Below are 16,979 nucleotides of genomic sequence, written 5' to 3'. Positions count from 1 at the left end.
TTACCACTCTTGCGCGTTAGAGCGATGTCTTAGAATCATCGCTCGTAACTGCTCAAACCAACCCTGCAACTGAGTCTCCAGTTGCTCCTCAAGGCTTTGTTCTTTGGCCAAATCTATAATTGCTATGTCAGATTGGCTAGCGCTCTCTTGCGAGGGAGGTAGGGGTTTGTGAATGGCTTTGATGGCACTGATCAACTTAGACAACCAACTACTGGAATCCTGACAGAGCAGCTCCATCTCATCCAACTCACTGGAATGGATTCCCTGTTGCTTAAAAGCCTTGCTCAATTCAGAGGGTGTCGACTGGGTCAGCAGGACACGCTCACGTTCAGCCAACTCATTAAGATAGGCTTTTAAGGCACTGTCTAAATGAAACAGCGCAGCCTCTTGCAGGCCACGAAGCTTCATACGATTGTTCGATTCACCGGTCAACTCAGTGTTGATACCCACCAGCGCGTATTGTGCAAACGCGAGTGTCTGATTCACACGCTGGGAGTATAGGTCAGCCATTAACGCTTCTTAGCTTTGGCTGCTTCAACTTGCCACATACCATTGGTGAAGTAAGCTCTCCAACCAGTTGCCTTACCGTCAACTTCCGTCATAAGGTACTGCTCTTTGGTTTTGCGGCTGTAACGTATTTGAGCGGGGTTACCCTGCTCATCTTGCTGAGGCCCTTCCAGTAAGAAGTGATATTTAGGGTCAATCGCATTTTTATGTGGGATCAACTCTTTGACCAGAGGTGCACGGGTCTCACGATTACGTGGGAATTGGCTTGCTGCTAGGAATAGACCACTGGCTCCATCACGCAGAATGTAGGTATCGTCAACCTTCTGACACTTAAGCTCCGGCATCGGAACTGGATCCATCTTAGGCGGAGCAACTTCACCATTCTTGAGCAGCTTACGTGTGTTTTTACACTCTGAGTTGGTACAACCAAAGAACTTACCGAAACGGCCCGTTTTAAGGTGCATCTCAGCGCTACACTTATCACACTCGACTACAGGGCCTTCATAGCCCTTGATACGGTAGTTACCCTCTTCGACCTCAAAGCCGTCACAATCTGGGTTGTTACCACAGATGTGTAACTTGCGCTTCTCATCGATCAAGTAGGAGTCCATAGAGGAGCCACACTTACCACAACGGTGCTTCTCTAGAAGCAGACGTGACTCTGCCTCATCGTCTGCATCCACTGCGACAACCTCATCACCAGGAATCAGGTTGATGGTCGTTTTACAGCGCTCTTTAGGTGGCAAAGCATAACCAGAGCAACCCAGGAAGACGCCCGTCGTTGCCGTACGAATCATCATTGGGCGCTGACATGCTGGACAGCTGATATCGGTCTCGGTTGGATCATTGGCACGCATGCCGCCATCCGCTGATTGAGCCGCTTCCAGTTCGCCTTCGAACTGTGTGTAGAAGTTGTTAAGAAGATCCTTCCAGTTGATGTCACCTTCTGCCACATCATCCAGCTTCTCTTCCATACGCGCGGTAAAGCTGAAGTCCATAAGATCTGGGAAACTTTCAGCCAGACGATCCGTAACGATATCGCCCATTTTTTGTGCATAGAAGCGACGGTTTTGAACTTCGACGTAACCACGATCTTGAATTGTCGAGATAATCGCTGCGTAGGTGGACGGACGACCAATACCGCGCTTCTCAAGCTCTTTAACCAAACTCGCTTCTGTGTAGCGCGGTGCCGGTTTCGTAAAGTGCTGGCTAGGGTCCAAGGCTTTAAGTTTTAGTGATTCACCCACCTGCATGTCAGGTAGGATCTGATCTTCATCCGATTTACCGCGGAAGTTCATCACACGGGTGTAACCGTCGAACTGCAAGACACGACCTTTAGTGGTCAGCTCATAGGCACCCGCTTTCACTGTGACACGGGTACTTAGGTAACGAGCGGGTGTCATTTGACAGGCTAGGAATTGGTTACGAATCAGGTCGTAGAGTCGAACTGCGTCGGCATCGACACCGTTCAATGAGTCAGAGGTAACATTGACATCAGATGGACGGATCGCCTCGTGCGCCTCTTGTGCGCCCTCTTTAGAGCTATAACGAATCGGCTGAGGTGGCAAGTATTCACCACCAAACTGAGAACCAATAAACTCTCGTGCCGCTTCAACCGCCTCGTTACTTAAGTTAGTCGAGTCGGTACGCATGTAGGTAATGTAACCCGCTTCATAGAGACGCTGAGCGAGCATCATGGTCTTCTTAACACCGAAACCTAAACGGGTGCTGGCGGCCTGCTGCAAGGTAGAGGTAATAAAGGGTGCAGAGGGCTTGCTGCTAGTTGGACGATCTTCACGATTAACGACCTCATAAGAGGCACTTTGCAGCGCTTTGACTGCCGCCATCGCCTGATCTTCATTGGTCGGTTTAAATGCCGCACCGGCCTGTTTAACGACCTCTAGACGAACCGCCTTATCACCTTGAGTCTGCGCATCCGCATGCAACTCCCAATACTCATCGGGAATAAAGGCACGAATTTCACGTTCACGCTCAACGACCAGACGTACCGCAACGGATTGAACACGACCCGCCGACAGACCACGAGCCACCTTCTCCCAAAGAAGTGGAGAGACCATATAACCAACAACGCGGTCAAGAAAACGGCGCGCTTGCTGCGCATTAACACGATTTAGGTCTAGATCGCTCGGTTTTTCGAACGCTTCATTGATCGCTTTCTTGGTAATCTCGTTAAAGACAACACGACGGTAGCGTGAATCATCACCGCCAATCGCTTCGCGAAGGTGCCATGCAATGGCCTCCCCTTCACGGTCCAAATCGGTTGCGAGATAGATCTGATCAGCGCTCTTAGCCAGTTTGCGCAGTTCATCAACGACCTTCTCTTTACCGGGAAGGATCTCATAATGAGCTGCCCAATCCTTGTTGGGATCAATCCCCATACGGGCAATAAGCTGCTCTTTCTGTTTGCGCTTTTTATGCTCAACCTTCTGCTCTGGCGAGAGTTTGCGTGTCAAAGCAGCCTGTTTAGCGCGCTCTTTAGGATCAGACTTCTGGGCACTACCACTGGTCGGCAGATCACGGATGTGACCAACGCTGGACTTAACCACGTACTGGTTACCAAGATACTTATTGATCGTCTTGGCCTTGGCTGGTGACTCCACAATTACCAGGGTTTTACCCATCTTTATCTACCTATTCAAAACTCTGTCTATTTTTACAAATACGTGGAAACTGACTTCAGCGTCAAGTGAGCATTGCAAAAAATTTATCGGCGCAACAATACAGCGCTAAAAAATAAATGCAAATAAACGCCTTAATAATAAGTGCTAAGAGAGCTGTTTAGATCAGTGAAAATCGATCAACCTCTTCCCCAGACTCTAAACGCACTTTTTCAACAAACATCTCATAGGGACGCACCCAGAGATCGAAGTTGCCATAGAGTGTTCGATAGACCACCATCAACTCTTCTGTCTCTGAGTGTCTGGCGGTTCCAATCACTTCGTAGTCATTGCCTTTATAGTGTCTGTAAATCCCTGGGATTAACTCGCCGCTCATTAAATCATCTCCGTTAACAGTTGATTGGCCTTTTCACCTAGCTCATCCAGTGCGCCAGCCCGCTCGGGTTCGCGCCAATAGAGCGTCAGGTGAATGGCGGTTGATTCAACCGCAACGACCTCTTCAGGCAACTGATCAAGCCAATCACTGAGCGCTTTCAGCTTAGTAGGACTCAAAGATCTTTCACCCTTTGCCCAGGACCAGCCCTCAGGAAGGCCATCAGCGGCCATGGCGTCGACTCGAGCCACCATCCACTCAACCCACTGCTCTTTTGCTGATCGATCCAATTTGCCACGCAGCATACGGTAAGCCGCCATATTGATAATTTCTGACTCCATCTCGCCCTTGGCTCTGGGTATCTCTAGACGCGATAGCTGCACCTGAAAACCGAGCTTGCGTGCCTCTAGTCTGAGCTTAGATTGGAAGCGCTGACGAGGACTTGGCATGACCCACATCATAGAACCGATCAAAGAGAGCATGATCAGAACAATAATTGCCCACTTCATATGTTAAAAACCTTCTTGTCTGCTATTAATAGTAGTAGGGACTAAACAGGGAGAATCACCATGAGTCACTACAATCGTATTCTTGTTGCCATCGACCTTTCTGAAGAGTCTGGTGTTGTGCTTGAAAGAGCCAAACTGCTAGCCGAACAGAATCAAGCTGAGCTCAATCTGATTCATGTGGTCGAGATTGTCAGCTACGCCTATGGCGGTGAGATCCCTGTCGACATTGCCGACATCCAAACTCAAATTGAGAACCACGCCGAGTCTAAACTGAGCGCCCTTGCCACCAGCCTTGGCTACCCTATTAATAAAGCGATTGTCGCAACGGGCAACACTGGTTCAGAGATTCATGCCGTCGCGAAAGATCTTAAAACTGATCTCATCGTGATTGGCTCTCACGGTCGCCATGGTCTATCGCTGTTACTTGGGTCCACCTCCAATGGCGTTCTGCACGGCGCAGAGTGCGATATTCTGGCCGTACGATTGGGGCATTAACCCTCAGCCATCGCCTCTAACTCCATCCAGCGCTCCATCTGCGTCTCCAACTGGGCTTCTAGAGTGCTTAACTTTTCAAGTTCAGCGGTGACCTCTTCATGAGGTCGCTGATAAAAGTCCGCTGAACCACAAACGGCCTGCTGCGCTTCAACGGCCGCTTCAGTCTGCTCCATCTGTTCTGGAAGCATGTCCAACTCTCGCTGCAGTTTATAGGAGAGTTTAACGGGCTTTTTAGCCTCTGCAGCCTCTTTTTTAGCCGGTTTAGCTGGCTCAGATTTTGGTACAACACTCTGAGTCACTACATTTTTAGGTCGCTGACGTAACCAGTCGTGGTAACCGCCCACATATTCACGAATGACACCCTCACCCTCAAACGCAAGCGTGCTGGTGACGATGTTATCGAGGAATTGACGATCATGGCTCACCAACAAAAGAGTCCCTTGATAGTCGAGCAGAATCTCTTCGAGCAGCTCCAGTGTCTCGACATCCAAGTCATTGGTCGGCTCATCGAGCACCAACAGGTTCGAGGGCTGACTGAACAACTTAGCCAACATCACGCGGTTAGTCTCGCCGCCGGACAGGGCTTTAACCGGTGTGCGCGCACGCTCTGGTGTGAACAGGAAATCTTGAAGATAACTGATGATATGACGTGATCGACCGTTAATATCGATACTTTCACGACCGCCTGAGACGTTATCGATGATGCTCTTCTCGGGGTCCACTTGGCCACGCAGCTGATCGAAATAACCCACCACCAGTTGGCTACCAAGGCGCACATCCCCCTGATCCGGAGCCTGCTCCCCTAAAATCAACTTAAGCAGCGAACTCTTACCAATACCGTTCGGACCAATCAGACCGATGCGATCGCCTCGCTGAATACGCACTGACAGATCCTTAACGACTGGCTGTCCCGCATAACTCAGCGAGACATTCTGCAGCTCGGCCACCAACTTACCCGAGCGAACCGCCTCTTCCACATCGAACTTGGCTTTACCCTGACGTTCACGGCGTTCGGATCGCTCAACACGCAGCTGCTTCAGAGCACGAACACGTCCCTCGTTACGGGTACGACGAGCTTTGATACCTTGACGTATCCACGCCTCTTCCTGCGCCAATTTTTTATCAAACAGAGCAGCCTGCTTGGCCTCCTCCTCGAGCAATTTCTCTTTTTGCGTAAGGTAGGTTGCATAACTGCCTGGAAAGTCGACCAACTGACCTCGGTCTAACTCAATAATACGGGTTGCTAAACGCTCGACTAGAGCACGGTCGTGCGAGATAAATAGAAGCCCGCCTTTGTAAGCGGCTAATACCTCTTCTAACCACTCGATGGTCTCAATATCCAAGTGGTTGGTTGGCTCATCCAGCAGCAACAGATCAGGGCTTTGAACCAGTGCAGCCCCTAAGGCAGCTCGACGGCGCCAGCCACCTGAGAGTTCAGACATCAGCTTTTCGCCAGGTAGCTGAAGTTGACTAAGAATGCGATCCACACGCGTCTCAAGTGACCAAGCATCACGGGCTTCCAGATCATGCTGAAGACGCTCCAACTCATCGAGCGAAGCATTACTGTTAGCCAGTAATGTCTCGTAGCGATCTCGCAACTCAACCAGATCAGCCAAACCTGCTTCTACAACACTGCGAACCGATCGTTCATCGGCCGCGGGTAGGCTCTGTGGTAACTGAGCAATTCGAGCGGTTGGGCTGCGCCAAATGACACCGCTATCAACGTCCATTTCACCCGAAACGATTTTTAGTAGGGTTGATTTACCCGTACCGTTAATACCGACCAGCGCTACTCGCTCACCCGCCTCAATTTGCAGGTTTGCGTTGTCTAAAATTGCTCGGGTACCAAAGGCCAGAGAGACCTGATCAAATCGAATAAATGCCATGTGAGTCGCTTAATTGTAAAACTGGTCGCGTAGTTTAACTCAGTTGCTAAAAATTAACCTGACAAGGGGTGAAATTTTTGCAGATTTAAACCATAGTTAGTGCAGAGACTTATTTGAGTGCGAGCTTTGTTAACAACGAATAAATTGAACAAATACTTAGCCCCCCATTCTCTTTAGCACTTTTGCCATCAGCATAGAATCCATGGCCAAAGGTAAAGAGAGTGCAGAGCAACTCGCATTTCTAAAAGCCGAGAGACTCGCCAAACTGGGTCGCTTAGATCTTGATGACCCCGCCGCTAAACAGCTCGAGTCTTACCCTCTCTACCCCTACCTAGTCTTCAATCAGTACAGTGCCGAACTGAATCGACTCACGCCAGAGGATATTCAACAGTTTGCCAACCGGTACCCTGATTCACACTTAGAGGGGCTATTGCGTTTCAACTACACAGAGCATCTAGGGGAAAAGAGAGATTGGGGGGCATTCCTCAGCCACTACACTGAGATCGATTCCCCTAATACTGAGATGCAGTGTCGCTATGCCGAAGCTCTCTATCGACAAAAGCGCACAACTGAAGCCTCTAAACTTGCGGCATCACTCTGGAGTGTGGGCCGCTCTCAGCCAGACAGTTGTGATGATCTATTCAGACTGTTTAGAGCCAATGGTGATCTGACCAGCGATGTCGCACTCAAACGGGTTCTCAATGCGTTGGATGCCAACAAATGGGGACTGTCGGGTTATGCGCTGCGCTTTGTTAAGTCAGAGTCTGATCGTCGCATTGCTGATGCGGCTCGATCGGTCTATCGATCACCCTTTAAAGTCCTTCGAATGGGCAGCGGTTACTCAGCTAAGCAGCTCGCCAAAATTCAACGCATTGCGATTGAACGTGCGTATCGTCACGACCCATATGAAGCGTTAAATCTGTTGCTAAAACTGGGCAAAGGATTTGATCTGAGTCTGGCGGATAATTTACAAGAGCTCACGCGTGTTGGTGTAAGGGTCGCTAAGGAGCTTGATGCACATGATCGAATCAAACTCGCCAAGCTTGATCCAACCTTTGCCAGTGCTGAACTCACTGAATGGCGCATACGCTTAGCCCTGCTTGAACAGGACTGGCAGGAGGTCGCCACCCTGATTGCCAAGCTCCCTAAAGAGCTGCAAGACTCCCCTCGTTGGCAATATTGGCTAGCCGCACTCCCCAATAATCCAATGCGAACAGAGATATTAGATACACTTCGTACCAAACGCAGTTTTTACGGATTTCTAGCAGCTGATCATCTTGGGCAACCCGCTGATTTGAATCATGAACCGATCACGCTTGATCCAACCCTGCTAGCTAAATTAAGAGACTCCAAACACTATCTGCGCATTAAAGAGCTGACAGCGCTTGATCGCTATACAGTTTCACGATCTGAGTTTAATCGTTGGATAGAGACGATGTCTTCGAATGAGATCCAACACGCCGCGCACTTGATGAATGAGCTAGGTTGGTACCAACAAGGAATACTCGCTGCCGCTTACAATGAGTTTTGGAATGATATGGATCTTCGCTTCCCAGAGGGGTTTGAGAGTCTCTTTATCAAACATGCCAATAAGCGAAATATAGACCCTATCTGGGCACAGGCTCTTGCTAGACAGGAGAGCGCCCTATTCCCCTGGGCTCGATCCAGTGTTGGTGCTAGAGGGCTCATGCAGCTGATGCCCAGAACGGCTAAGCGCACTGCCAAAGCAATCAAGGTGAAGTATAAAAGTAGTAACCGCCTCTACGATCCTGATTTCAATGTACAGCTAGGTACAGCTTACCTAGCGCAGATGTATCGTCAATTTGATAAAAATCGAATCTATGCAACGGCGGCCTATAATGCGGGGCCTCACCGTGTCAGCCGTTGGCTGAAGGGCCGTGAGAATTTGCCGTTGGAGATATTCATAGAGCTCATCCCCTTTGATGAGACCCGTACCTATGTGCAGAATGTTCTCAGCTTCTCTGTAATCTACGCACAGCGTAAGGGCCAAACACGACAGATGCTAACACCGACCGAACAGGCCCTACTGGCCCTCAACTGATCTGATAAACTGTGCCAACTGCTCAGCATCAAACGGCCAATCCAGTGACTGCTTAGATTGAGGATCGACCAAGACCGGTATCCGGGTGGCATATTGATTCATCAACTCGTCATCAAAGGCTATATCGACCAGATCCACTTCATACTTTGACGGATCAATACCAGAGACCAACAGAGGGAGTGCTTGATCACACAGATGACAACCTTCTGTCGTCATTAATTCCAACAATTTCACGATTTAAAAATCCCTTAGTGTTAAAGCCATAGAGTAAGACTAACCTCTAACTTGTTCCCTACGAATCTTGGGGTTATTCTACGATAATATTTTGCGGTGCAACATTCACTGCATCAAACGTCATTCACACTGGAGTTTTACCATGGCGACTAAAGGTAACGGACCTACTGATCCTCAAGAGTTCATCAACTACGTAAGCCAAGAGACAAGCAAGATGCTTGAAAACTTCTCTGGCAAGGGTGCTGAGGATATGCTCTCTCAATTCACCAAGTCATGGACAGAACTTGCGACGCGCTCACTGCAAGATCCAACCCTGTGGATGCGTGCAATCGCCGATTACCAAACTGCGCAGTTTAACCTATGGCGCAACTTGTTAACCGGTAATACTACTGAAGCACCGGTTGCTGAGCCAGAGCGTGGCGATCGTCGTTTCCAGGCTGAAGAGTGGTCAACTAACCCTATTTACGACTACATCAAGCAGTCTTACTTACTGAGCTCTAAGATGCTGACTCAGATGGCTGAGAGCGCGAACCTATCGGATCAAGATCAGAACAAACTGGAGTTCTACACTCGCCAGTTCATCGATGCGATGTCGCCAACCAACTTTGCAGCAACTAACCCTGAAGTCCTGCAACAGGCGCTTGATACTAAGGGTCAGTCACTGCTCGATGGTATGAAAAACCTGCTAGCCGACTTTGAGAAAGGTCGCATCTCAATGACTGACGAGAGCGCGTTTACGCTGGGCGAGAACCTTGCCACAACCGAAGGCTCTGTTATCTTCCAGAACGATGTCATTCAGGTTATTCACTACAAGCCAGAAGGTGAACAGGTCTACACTCGCCCGACGCTGATCATTCCACCGAGCATCAACAAGTTCTACATCCTTGATCTTCAGCCACACAACTCATTTGTTAAGTACTGTATTGAACAGGGCCAAAACACCTTCCTAGTCTCTTGGCGCAACCCAACCTCTGAACAGTCAAACCTTAGCTGGGATGATCTTGTGTCAGAAGGTATCTTCGAAGCCGTTCGTGTGACCAAAGAGGTCTCTGGCAGCGATAAGATCAATACGGTGAGCTGGTGTGTCGGTGGCACATTAACAGCAACTGCACTAGCAGTAATGGCGAAGCGTAAAGATACCAGCATCGCAAGCGCAACCTTCCTTACAACGCTGACAGACTTCTCTGATCCAGGTGATCTCTGCGTCTTCATTGATGACTACCAAGTCAAACAGCTGGAGCAGAAAGTGAGCCAAGCAGGCTTCCTGAGCGGACGCGAACTGGCGACGTCGTTCAACATGTTGCGCTCGAACGATCTCATCTGGTCATACGTTGTTAACAACTACCTAAAAGGTCAGACTCCACCGCCGTTTGATATCCTCTACTGGAACTCGGACAGCACCAATCTGCCAGCGGCCATGTACACCTACTACATCAATAAGATGTACCTAGAGAACAAACTGGTTGAGCCGAATGCACTGGAGATCTGTGGTGAAAAGATCGATCTTGGCGAGATCAAGATCCCTTGTTACTTCCTATCGACCATTGAAGACCACATTGCACCTTGGAAAGCGACCTTCAAAGCGACAGAGACCTTTGGTTCAGAGATCGAGTTCGTCCTTGGCGCAAGCGGTCACGTTGCCGGCGTAATCAACCCAGCTTCTAAAAACCGTCGCAACTACTGGGTTAAAGGTGAGCAGGGCCAAGGCGCTGACCACTGGTTTGAAACCTCTGAAAAAGTTGAAGGTTCTTGGTGGCCAAACTGGGCTGAGTGGGTTCGTCGTCGTGCTGGTAAAAAAGTGGATGCACCGAAAACTCTGGGTAGCAAAGAGAACAAACCGCTTGAAGCCGCACCTGGTAGCTATGTAAAAGTTCGTATCGATTAATCTTCCAAATCGATGTAAAAAACCGGACACTGTGTGCCCGGTTTTTTTATGTGTGACTGAAACGATCAGGAGATCAACATGGATAACTTTTTTGATAAGGGTTTAGAGATGCGTCGCAGCACACTGGGTGCTGAATACGTTGATAAAAACCTAGCCGCTGCTGATGACTTTAACCGCCCCTTTCAGGAGGCGATGACCGCTTGGTGCTGGGGATTTGGTTGGGGCGATGATGCCATTGATCCCAAAACACGTTCGTTAATGAATCTAGCGATGCTTGGCGCCATGGGCAAAAGTCACGAATGGGCAACCCACTGCAAGGGCGCATTGAATAATGGTTGCAGTGTTGACGAGATTCGAGCAGCTATTCATGCCGTCGGCATCTATGCCGGTGTGCCTGCAGCCGTTGAGTGCTTTCGTATTGCACGGACAGTGCTTGAGGAGGCAGGAGAGCTTTAAGCGCCCCTGATACAAGAAATAGCATGTCATTTTTTCCGCCCAACTCCAGAGTAGAGATCAAGCAGCTACTACACCTTGCCTGGCCCATGCTGCTGGCTCAGTCCTCGCAAACAGCGATGAGTCTATCCGATACTCTGATGGCCTCTTGGGCGGGCGCTGAAGAGCTGGCAGCTATCGCTCTGGGCTCCAGTATATGGACGCCACTCTCGCTATCCTTAGCAGGCGCTATGATGGCATTGACTCCGATCGTGGCACATCATGTTGGTGGAAAACGTGAAGAGGAGACCGCCTCAGAATTGTTTAACAATCTTCTGATCACACTTGCGATCGGCGTGCTCAGCTGGCTTTTCATCAATGGCGCCTCTGACTGGATTCTTACCCTACTGTCTGTAGAACCGGCTCTGAAATCCACAGCCAATGACTATCTGTTTGCGATCAGCTGGGGCATACCAGGCATGCTGCTCTATCAATCGATCAGGGCTTTTGCTGAGGGACATGGGCAGACAAAGATCGTCATGAAAATAGGCATCAGCGCTGTACTGCTCAATCTACCTCTTAACTATATTTTCATCTTCGGCAAACTGGGAATGCCTGAAATGGGCGGTGTAGGCTGTGGATGGGCGACAACAATTGTATTCTGGTACATGTTCATAGCCGGTGCTGCTTATCTGATCTACAGCCGCTATTTCAAACCGTTGAACCTCTTCAAACAGACGCTCAAACCGAACAGAGAGAAGATCAAACATCAGCTCTCTATTGGCATACCGATTGCCGCGAGCCTTGGCGTTGAGACCACCATGTTCTGCCTGATTGCGCTCTTTTTGGCCGATTACGGTGCAACGGTGATCTCTGCTCACCAGATTACACTCTCGATATCGAGTCTGATCTTTATGATGCCGCTCTCACTCTGCTTGGCCGTCACCATTAGGGTTGGCCAGCTCAATGGCGCTAAACGCTTTGCTGACGCCCAGCAAGTAGGATTCCTGGGACTTCGCATCGCCCTTTTGATCGCCTGCTTCAGCTCAACGATTCTGTTTATCCTGTCCGATGGCATTGCATCGCTCTTCTCTACAGATGCCGAACTAATCGCGATTGCATCGACTCTGCTCAGTTACGCCGCACTCTATCAATTCTCGGATGCGCTCCAGCTGACCGCCAATGGTGCACTGCGCGGATACAAGGATACTCGAATCCCACTACTGATCGCGTTTATCGCTTACTGGGTACTTGGGCTACCCAGTGGGTATATTATTGCTGAGCATTTAGAGATGGGGGCTGTCGGTTACTGGTTAGGCATACTCATCGGCTTAAGCTTTGCCGCCGTACTACTGATAAAACGACTCTATAAGCTATCCAATGAAGCACTGGTTAACACTCCTAATTTCAACTAGTTTTATCACAGGCTGTATCAATACCGATCCAGCCCAATCCCTTGTTGAAACCTATGCCGAGCGGACCAGTCGAGCCATTGATATCGATTTTGATCTTCAACTGAACAAAACATCCGGTCTTTACCCTATTCTTCCTGATCGAAGAGAGCGAACTGAAACCCTGACACCCATTACCGAAGGTCTGATCGATGTTCTCGATCTTAAGCAGTGTGGGCTGATCGATCTAATCGCACAGAGAAACACAAGCCTTGGCAAATTGGCCGGTGGATCACAACGTCTGATTTACGAACTGGAGTTCATCCCTAAATTACGCAGCTGTCAGACACTGCTCACAGGCGATAGTAGTCAAACTGAACTGTTAGCGCGTGTTCAAGAGATCAATCAGATCAAGAGCGATAACTGGCCAAAGCAGATATGGAACAGTATCTACAGCAGCCCAGAGATGGAACAACACTTCTCACTGGGGGCTGCGCCGCTGCCACCCGATGCAGACTACTCAACCTCAGAGTTAATGCTGACAATGCAGCGGTTCTCTGAGATCGCTGAAACCCAAAACAATTCAGACTGGCAAACACCCTCTTTTGCCAATGAGCTAGAGCGTGACTACGAAACGCTCTATCGATCCAGTTTCGGATCAGAGTGGCTCGCCAGCATGGCACTGTTAACGCAGGTTTTAGAGCAGACCTCTGAAGCTATTAATCAACGACTCAATGACAGACCGATCTGCTTTAATCAGAGGCAAAACCAGAAGTCAGAAATTCTCTGGAACGTCTTTATGAAGTTTTACGTCAACAGTTTGCAACCCTACATCGCTCAGGTTGAACGTACAGGCCGCCAATGGAGTAACCTTCATCAAGCCATCATCGCGTCACTCAACCTACCTCAAAGCCGATGGCTAAACACCTATACCCATCCCGAAGGAGAGGTCTGGTCTAGCTATCTAAAAGCTCGAGAGAAGCACACTCAATCTTGGCAGGATATTTTGGATCAGTGTGGACTTCGTCCAGGCACTTAATAGAGTTCACTATGTGAAAAATCCATTAATCTATTCATCTAACAAGCTTTAGATATATAAAACAAACCATTGATTTATATAATCTTATTTTACTTTAAAAGAGATAAAAGCCTTACAAATAGTGATTGAATAAATACGACACGATTGATGATCTATTAAAGCAAACCCTGACGTAAGCGCAATTTGAGTATGTAAAAAATACTCATGGAATTTCGACTTCGGTCAAACATTCCTAGCACGTGTAACGGATAACAAAAATAGATCGTTAACGAGGTGAATAATGTCTCAAAATAAAGAGAACAAAACGATTAATCGTCGTTCATTCCTGAAAGGTGGTGCTGCAGCAGGCGCCCTTGCAGCAGGAGCAGCCGCTGCACCAGCAGTCCTAGCCGGTGGTCACAGCAAAGCCGTCACAATCAAAATGCAATCTTCATGGCCAGCATCTGACATCTTCCAAGAGATGGCAAAACAGTACTGTGATCGTGTCGAGGCAATGTCTGGCGGTCGCTTGAAGGTAGAGCTACTACCTGCAGGTGCAGTCGTTAAAGCATTCCAAGTACTGGATGCAGTTAATGACGGCATCATCGATGCAGGTCACCAGGTACCGGTTTACTGGTACGGTAAAAACAAAGCCGCGTCTCTCTTCGGTACAGGTCCAGTATTCGGTGGTAACGCCAATACCATGATGGGCTGGTTCTACAAAGGGGGCGGTCAAGAGCTTTATCGTGAACTGACTCAAGACATGATGGGCCTTAACATTGTCGGCTTTATGGGCTTCCCAATGTTCCCTCAGCCCTTTGGTTGGTTCAAAAATGAAGTCAACACTGCAGCAGACCTTAACGGTTTCAAATACCGTACAGTAGGCCTAGCAGCTGACCTTCTACAGAACATGGGCATGGCGGTAGCTCAGCTACCGGGTGGCGAGATTGTTCCAGCGATGGAGCGTGGCGTTATCGATGCATTTGAGTTCAACAACCCAACCTCTGACCGTCGATTCGGCGCAGCTGACGTAGCGAAAAACTACTACCTAAGCTCATACCACCAGGCATCAGAGTCGTTTGAAATCATCTTCAACCGCGATCTATTTGAATCACTCGATCCAGATCTTCAGGCAATCCTGCAGTACGGTGTAGAGTCAGCTTCAACCGCTAACACTATGCTTGCACTGGATCAGTACTCACAAGACTTGATGGAACTAGAGCGTGATGAAGGCGTTAAAGTTCACCGGACCTCTAAAGACATTCTTAAGGGTCAGATCGAGTCTTGGGATAAGATCATCGCTGAACTAGAACAGGATCCGTTCATGAAACGAGTCCTCGATAGTCAACGAGCATGGGTTGAACGCGTCGGCTACTTCGAAATCATGGCAGGTACCGATGTAGTGACAGCCTACGAGCACTTCTTCCCAGGCAAACTGAATATGTAACACGCCACATACGTGTCGTTTTAACCATAATCAGTGGGTGGGGCATTGTGCCCCGCCCGTTTTGAGGATTTAAAGATGCTCACTTTCATTAAATTTGCTGATAACTTATCAGCTTGGGTTGGCAAGGCGTTCGCCTGGCTAATCATCCTTATGGCTTTTGGCGTGGGCTACGAAGTTTTCGTCCGATACGCACTTAACTCACCAACCTCTTGGGCACTTGATGTCTCATTCATCATGTATGGCACCCTATTCATGATGGGTGGTGCTTACACCCTTTCCAAAAACGGTCATGTCCGTGGTGACTTTATCTACCGAACTTGGAAAGAGACCACCCAAGCTAAAGTCGATCTGGTTCTCTATTTCATATTCTTCTTCCCCGGAGTACTGGCCCTTATTTTGACAGGCTGGAAATATGCAAGTCGATCTTGGGGATATGGCGAGGTATCGGTAAATAGCCCCGCCGGCATTCCGATTTATCAATTCAAAACCGTCATGGTGGCTGCCGGGATACTCTTGTTAGTTCAGGGTATTGCACAGGTTTGTCGTTGCATCTACTGCATCAAGCACGGCCATTGGTTGCAGTCTCAAGTAGAAGACGATGTCGAAGAGACTGAAGACCTGTTGATGAAACAGGCACAAACACAAGAACAACAACTTTCCGCTAATAAGGAATAATAAGATGAGTGATCCAGTTGTAGCGATTACCATGCTCGGGCTGTTCCTCTTCATGGTTCTGCTCGGATTCCCAATTGCATTCACGCTAATGGCAATGGGCATCGCGTTTGGCTACTACGCCTACTTTGATGAAGGCCGTATGTGGCGCGCTTACGAGCGAGCCGTTAATGCAGATGCTGATCAGTTGACGCTTTGGCAGACGTGGATTGATGGTCTATTCAATAACCGAATATTCGACCTGTTCATCAACCAGACCTTCTCAGTAATGGCGAACGAAGTACTGACGGCCATTCCTCTCTTCCTCTTCATGGGCTACATCGTAGAACGCGCAAACATTGTGAGTCGCCTATTCAGCACCTTAAATGTGGCAGCAAGAAACATACCAGGCTCAATGGGCGTTGCAGCACTGATCACCTGTGCACTCTTTGCGACTGCAACGGGTATTGTTGGTGCCGTTGTCACACTCATGGGACTTCTTGCTCTACCTTCGATGCTTAAAGCACGTTACGACAAGAGCTTTGCAGCAGGCATTATCTGTGCCGGTGGTACTTTGGGGATTCTTATCCCGCCATCGATCATGCTGATCGTCTATGCCGCCGCTTCGGGGGTGTCGATCGTTCGTCTCTACGCTGGCGCACTACTACCGGGGCTTACCCTTGCAGGGCTTTACCTAATTTACGTGGTCGTTAGGGCAAAACTTCAGCCTGAGTTGGCACCAAAACCGACCAAAGAGGAAGTTCCAGACATGCCTCTAGGCAAGGTTCTCTGGTTGTTAACAACCTCCTTCCTACCTTTAGCTGCGTTGATTTTAGCCGTATTGGGATCCATTCTTGGCGGTCTAGCGACACCATCAGAAGCGGCTTCAATCGGTGCACTGGGTGGCCTCGTATTAGCAGCCGCTTATCGTTCACTCACATGGCAGAGACTTCGTGAATCGGTCTACCTAACCCTCAGAACCACCGCGATGGTCTGTTGGTTATTCGTCGGTTCATACACCTTCTCAAGTGTCTTCTCCTACCTAGGTGGTGAACACATCGTTGCAGAGTTTGTTACTTCGCTAGATCTATCACCGTTGATGTTCCTACTGCTTGCTCAACTGATCATCTTCTTGCTCGGTTGGCCTTTGGAGTGGTCAGAGATCATTATCATCTTTGTACCGATCTTCTTACCTCTGCTTCCCATCTTTGGCATCGATCCTCTCTTCTTCGGCATTCTAGTAGCGCTGAACTTGCAGACATCTTTCTTAACGCCACCGATGGCGATGTCCGCTTACTACCTCAAAGGTATCGCGCCACCGGAAGTGAAGTTAATGGAGATATTCAAAGGCTGTATGCCATTCCTAGCCATGGTATTTGTGGCTATGATTTTGATGTACACCGTTCCAGAGATAGTCTACTACCTACCTAACAAACTTTACGGAAGCTGA

At 48.9% G+C, this 16,979-nt stretch carries 15 protein-coding genes; 9 read left to right on the top strand and 6 right to left on the bottom strand.

Going from position 1 to position 16,979, the window contains the following annotated elements:
- From XMD564_RS03385 to XMD564_RS03370, 4 genes are all read right to left on the bottom strand, one after another.
- Window positions 1–510 (bottom strand): DUF6586 family protein, encoded by a 510-nt coding sequence (locus XMD564_RS03385; protein ID WP_173507804.1) that lies wholly within the window; start codon window positions 508–510, stop codon window positions 1–3.
- Window positions 510–3,149 (bottom strand): type I DNA topoisomerase, encoded by a 2,640-nt coding sequence (gene topA, locus XMD564_RS03380; protein WP_173507803.1) that lies wholly within the window; start codon window positions 3,147–3,149, stop codon window positions 510–512. The genes XMD564_RS03385 and topA overlap by 1 nt, the downstream gene beginning before the upstream one ends.
- A gap of 157 nt (window positions 3,150–3,306) precedes the next feature.
- Complete coding sequence (locus XMD564_RS03375; protein ID WP_173507802.1) at window positions 3,307–3,522, bottom strand: DUF1653 domain-containing protein; 216 nt, start codon at window positions 3,520–3,522, stop codon at window positions 3,307–3,309.
- Window positions 3,522–4,028: a hypothetical protein gene (locus XMD564_RS03370; protein ID WP_173480802.1), complete on the bottom strand. Its 507-nt coding sequence runs from the start codon at window positions 4,026–4,028 to the stop codon at window positions 3,522–3,524. The genes XMD564_RS03375 and XMD564_RS03370 overlap by 1 nt, the downstream gene beginning before the upstream one ends.
- A 60-nt stretch (window positions 4,029–4,088) precedes the next feature.
- Here XMD564_RS03370 and XMD564_RS03365 point away from each other — a divergent pair, with 60 nt between their 5' ends.
- Window positions 4,089–4,523 carry a universal stress protein gene (locus tag XMD564_RS03365; RefSeq protein WP_173482405.1) on the top strand — a complete coding sequence of 145 codons (435 nt, stop codon included), beginning with the start codon at window positions 4,089–4,091 and terminating at the stop codon, window positions 4,521–4,523.
- Here the strand turns inward: XMD564_RS03365 and XMD564_RS03360 are convergent.
- On the bottom strand, window positions 4,520–6,409 hold the full coding sequence (locus XMD564_RS03360; protein ID WP_173484477.1) for an ATP-binding cassette domain-containing protein: 1,890 nt from the start codon (window positions 6,407–6,409) through the stop codon (window positions 4,520–4,522). The genes XMD564_RS03365 and XMD564_RS03360 overlap by 4 nt on opposite strands.
- A 202-nt stretch (window positions 6,410–6,611) precedes the next feature.
- Between XMD564_RS03360 and XMD564_RS03355 the strand changes: the two genes are divergently transcribed.
- A complete protein-coding gene (locus XMD564_RS03355) occupies window positions 6,612–8,471 on the top strand; it encodes a transglycosylase SLT domain-containing protein (protein ID WP_173507801.1) in 1,860 nt (619 codons plus the stop codon).
- On the opposite strand, the gene XMD564_RS03350 is transcribed toward XMD564_RS03355, so the two are convergent.
- Entirely contained in the window at window positions 8,454–8,705 is a 252-nt protein-coding gene (locus tag XMD564_RS03350; protein WP_371731430.1) for a glutaredoxin family protein, read from the bottom strand. The genes XMD564_RS03355 and XMD564_RS03350 overlap by 18 nt on opposite strands.
- 142 nt (window positions 8,706–8,847) lie before the next feature.
- On the opposite strand from XMD564_RS03350, the gene XMD564_RS03345 reads away from it, so the two are divergent.
- From XMD564_RS03345 to XMD564_RS03315, 7 genes are all read left to right on the top strand, one after another.
- Entirely contained in the window at window positions 8,848–10,590 is a 1,743-nt protein-coding gene (locus XMD564_RS03345; RefSeq protein ID WP_173507800.1) for an alpha/beta hydrolase, read from the top strand.
- Between the two features lie 78 nt (window positions 10,591–10,668).
- Window positions 10,669–11,046, top strand: a complete 378-nt coding sequence (locus XMD564_RS03340) for a carboxymuconolactone decarboxylase family protein (protein WP_173480796.1) — start codon at window positions 10,669–10,671, stop codon at window positions 11,044–11,046.
- A gap of 23 nt (window positions 11,047–11,069) precedes the next feature.
- Window positions 11,070–12,437: an MATE family efflux transporter gene (locus XMD564_RS03335; protein WP_173507799.1), complete on the top strand. Its 1,368-nt coding sequence runs from the start codon at window positions 11,070–11,072 to the stop codon at window positions 12,435–12,437.
- Window positions 12,403–13,452: a DUF3080 family protein gene (locus tag XMD564_RS03330; RefSeq protein ID WP_173507798.1), complete on the top strand. Its 1,050-nt coding sequence runs from the start codon at window positions 12,403–12,405 to the stop codon at window positions 13,450–13,452. Before XMD564_RS03335 ends, XMD564_RS03330 begins: the two co-directional genes overlap by 35 nt.
- A 280-nt stretch (window positions 13,453–13,732) precedes the next feature.
- The gene (locus tag XMD564_RS03325; protein ID WP_173507797.1) at window positions 13,733–14,878 is read left to right on the top strand and encodes a TRAP transporter substrate-binding protein; all 1,146 of its coding nucleotides are present in this window, start codon (window positions 13,733–13,735) and stop codon (window positions 14,876–14,878) included.
- Between the two features lie 75 nt (window positions 14,879–14,953).
- Window positions 14,954–15,553 carry a TRAP transporter small permease subunit gene (locus tag XMD564_RS03320; protein WP_173507796.1) on the top strand — a complete coding sequence of 200 codons (600 nt, stop codon included), beginning with the start codon at window positions 14,954–14,956 and terminating at the stop codon, window positions 15,551–15,553.
- A gap of 4 nt (window positions 15,554–15,557) precedes the next feature.
- Window positions 15,558–16,979, top strand: a complete 1,422-nt coding sequence (locus tag XMD564_RS03315; protein WP_173507795.1) for a TRAP transporter large permease subunit — start codon at window positions 15,558–15,560, stop codon at window positions 16,977–16,979.

It is taken from the genome of Marinobacterium sp. xm-d-564, assembly GCF_013283345.1.
GTDB lineage: Bacteria > Pseudomonadota > Gammaproteobacteria > Pseudomonadales > Balneatricaceae > Marinobacterium_E.
The sequence above is the reverse complement of the archived record's forward strand: the minus strand, read 5'-3'. Positions and strand labels throughout refer to the sequence as shown.

Coding starts and splice junctions, on each gene's coding strand:
- XMD564_RS03340 (WP_173480796.1), top strand. CDS start 10,669: ATGGATAACTTTTTTGATAAGGGTTTAGAGATGCGTCGCAGCACACTG.
- XMD564_RS03335 (WP_173507799.1), top strand. CDS start 11,070: ATGTCATTTTTTCCGCCCAACTCCAGAGTAGAGATCAAGCAGCTACTA.
- XMD564_RS03365 (WP_173482405.1), top strand. CDS start 4,089: ATGAGTCACTACAATCGTATTCTTGTTGCCATCGACCTTTCTGAAGAG.
- XMD564_RS03330 (WP_173507798.1), top strand. CDS start 12,403: ATGAAGCACTGGTTAACACTCCTAATTTCAACTAGTTTTATCACAGGC.
- XMD564_RS03315 (WP_173507795.1), top strand. CDS start 15,558: ATGAGTGATCCAGTTGTAGCGATTACCATGCTCGGGCTGTTCCTCTTC.
- XMD564_RS03360 (WP_173484477.1), bottom strand. CDS start 6,409: ATGGCATTTATTCGATTTGATCAGGTCTCTCTGGCCTTTGGTACCCGA.
- XMD564_RS03320 (WP_173507796.1), top strand. CDS start 14,954: ATGCTCACTTTCATTAAATTTGCTGATAACTTATCAGCTTGGGTTGGC.
- XMD564_RS03385 (WP_173507804.1), bottom strand. CDS start 510: ATGGCTGACCTATACTCCCAGCGTGTGAATCAGACACTCGCGTTTGCA.
- XMD564_RS03355 (WP_173507801.1), top strand. CDS start 6,612: ATGGCCAAAGGTAAAGAGAGTGCAGAGCAACTCGCATTTCTAAAAGCC.
- XMD564_RS03325 (WP_173507797.1), top strand. CDS start 13,733: ATGTCTCAAAATAAAGAGAACAAAACGATTAATCGTCGTTCATTCCTG.
- XMD564_RS03370 (WP_173480802.1), bottom strand. CDS start 4,028: ATGAAGTGGGCAATTATTGTTCTGATCATGCTCTCTTTGATCGGTTCT.
- XMD564_RS03375 (WP_173507802.1), bottom strand. CDS start 3,522: ATGAGCGGCGAGTTAATCCCAGGGATTTACAGACACTATAAAGGCAAT.
- XMD564_RS03345 (WP_173507800.1), top strand. CDS start 8,848: ATGGCGACTAAAGGTAACGGACCTACTGATCCTCAAGAGTTCATCAAC.
- topA (WP_173507803.1), bottom strand. CDS start 3,149: ATGGGTAAAACCCTGGTAATTGTGGAGTCACCAGCCAAGGCCAAGACG.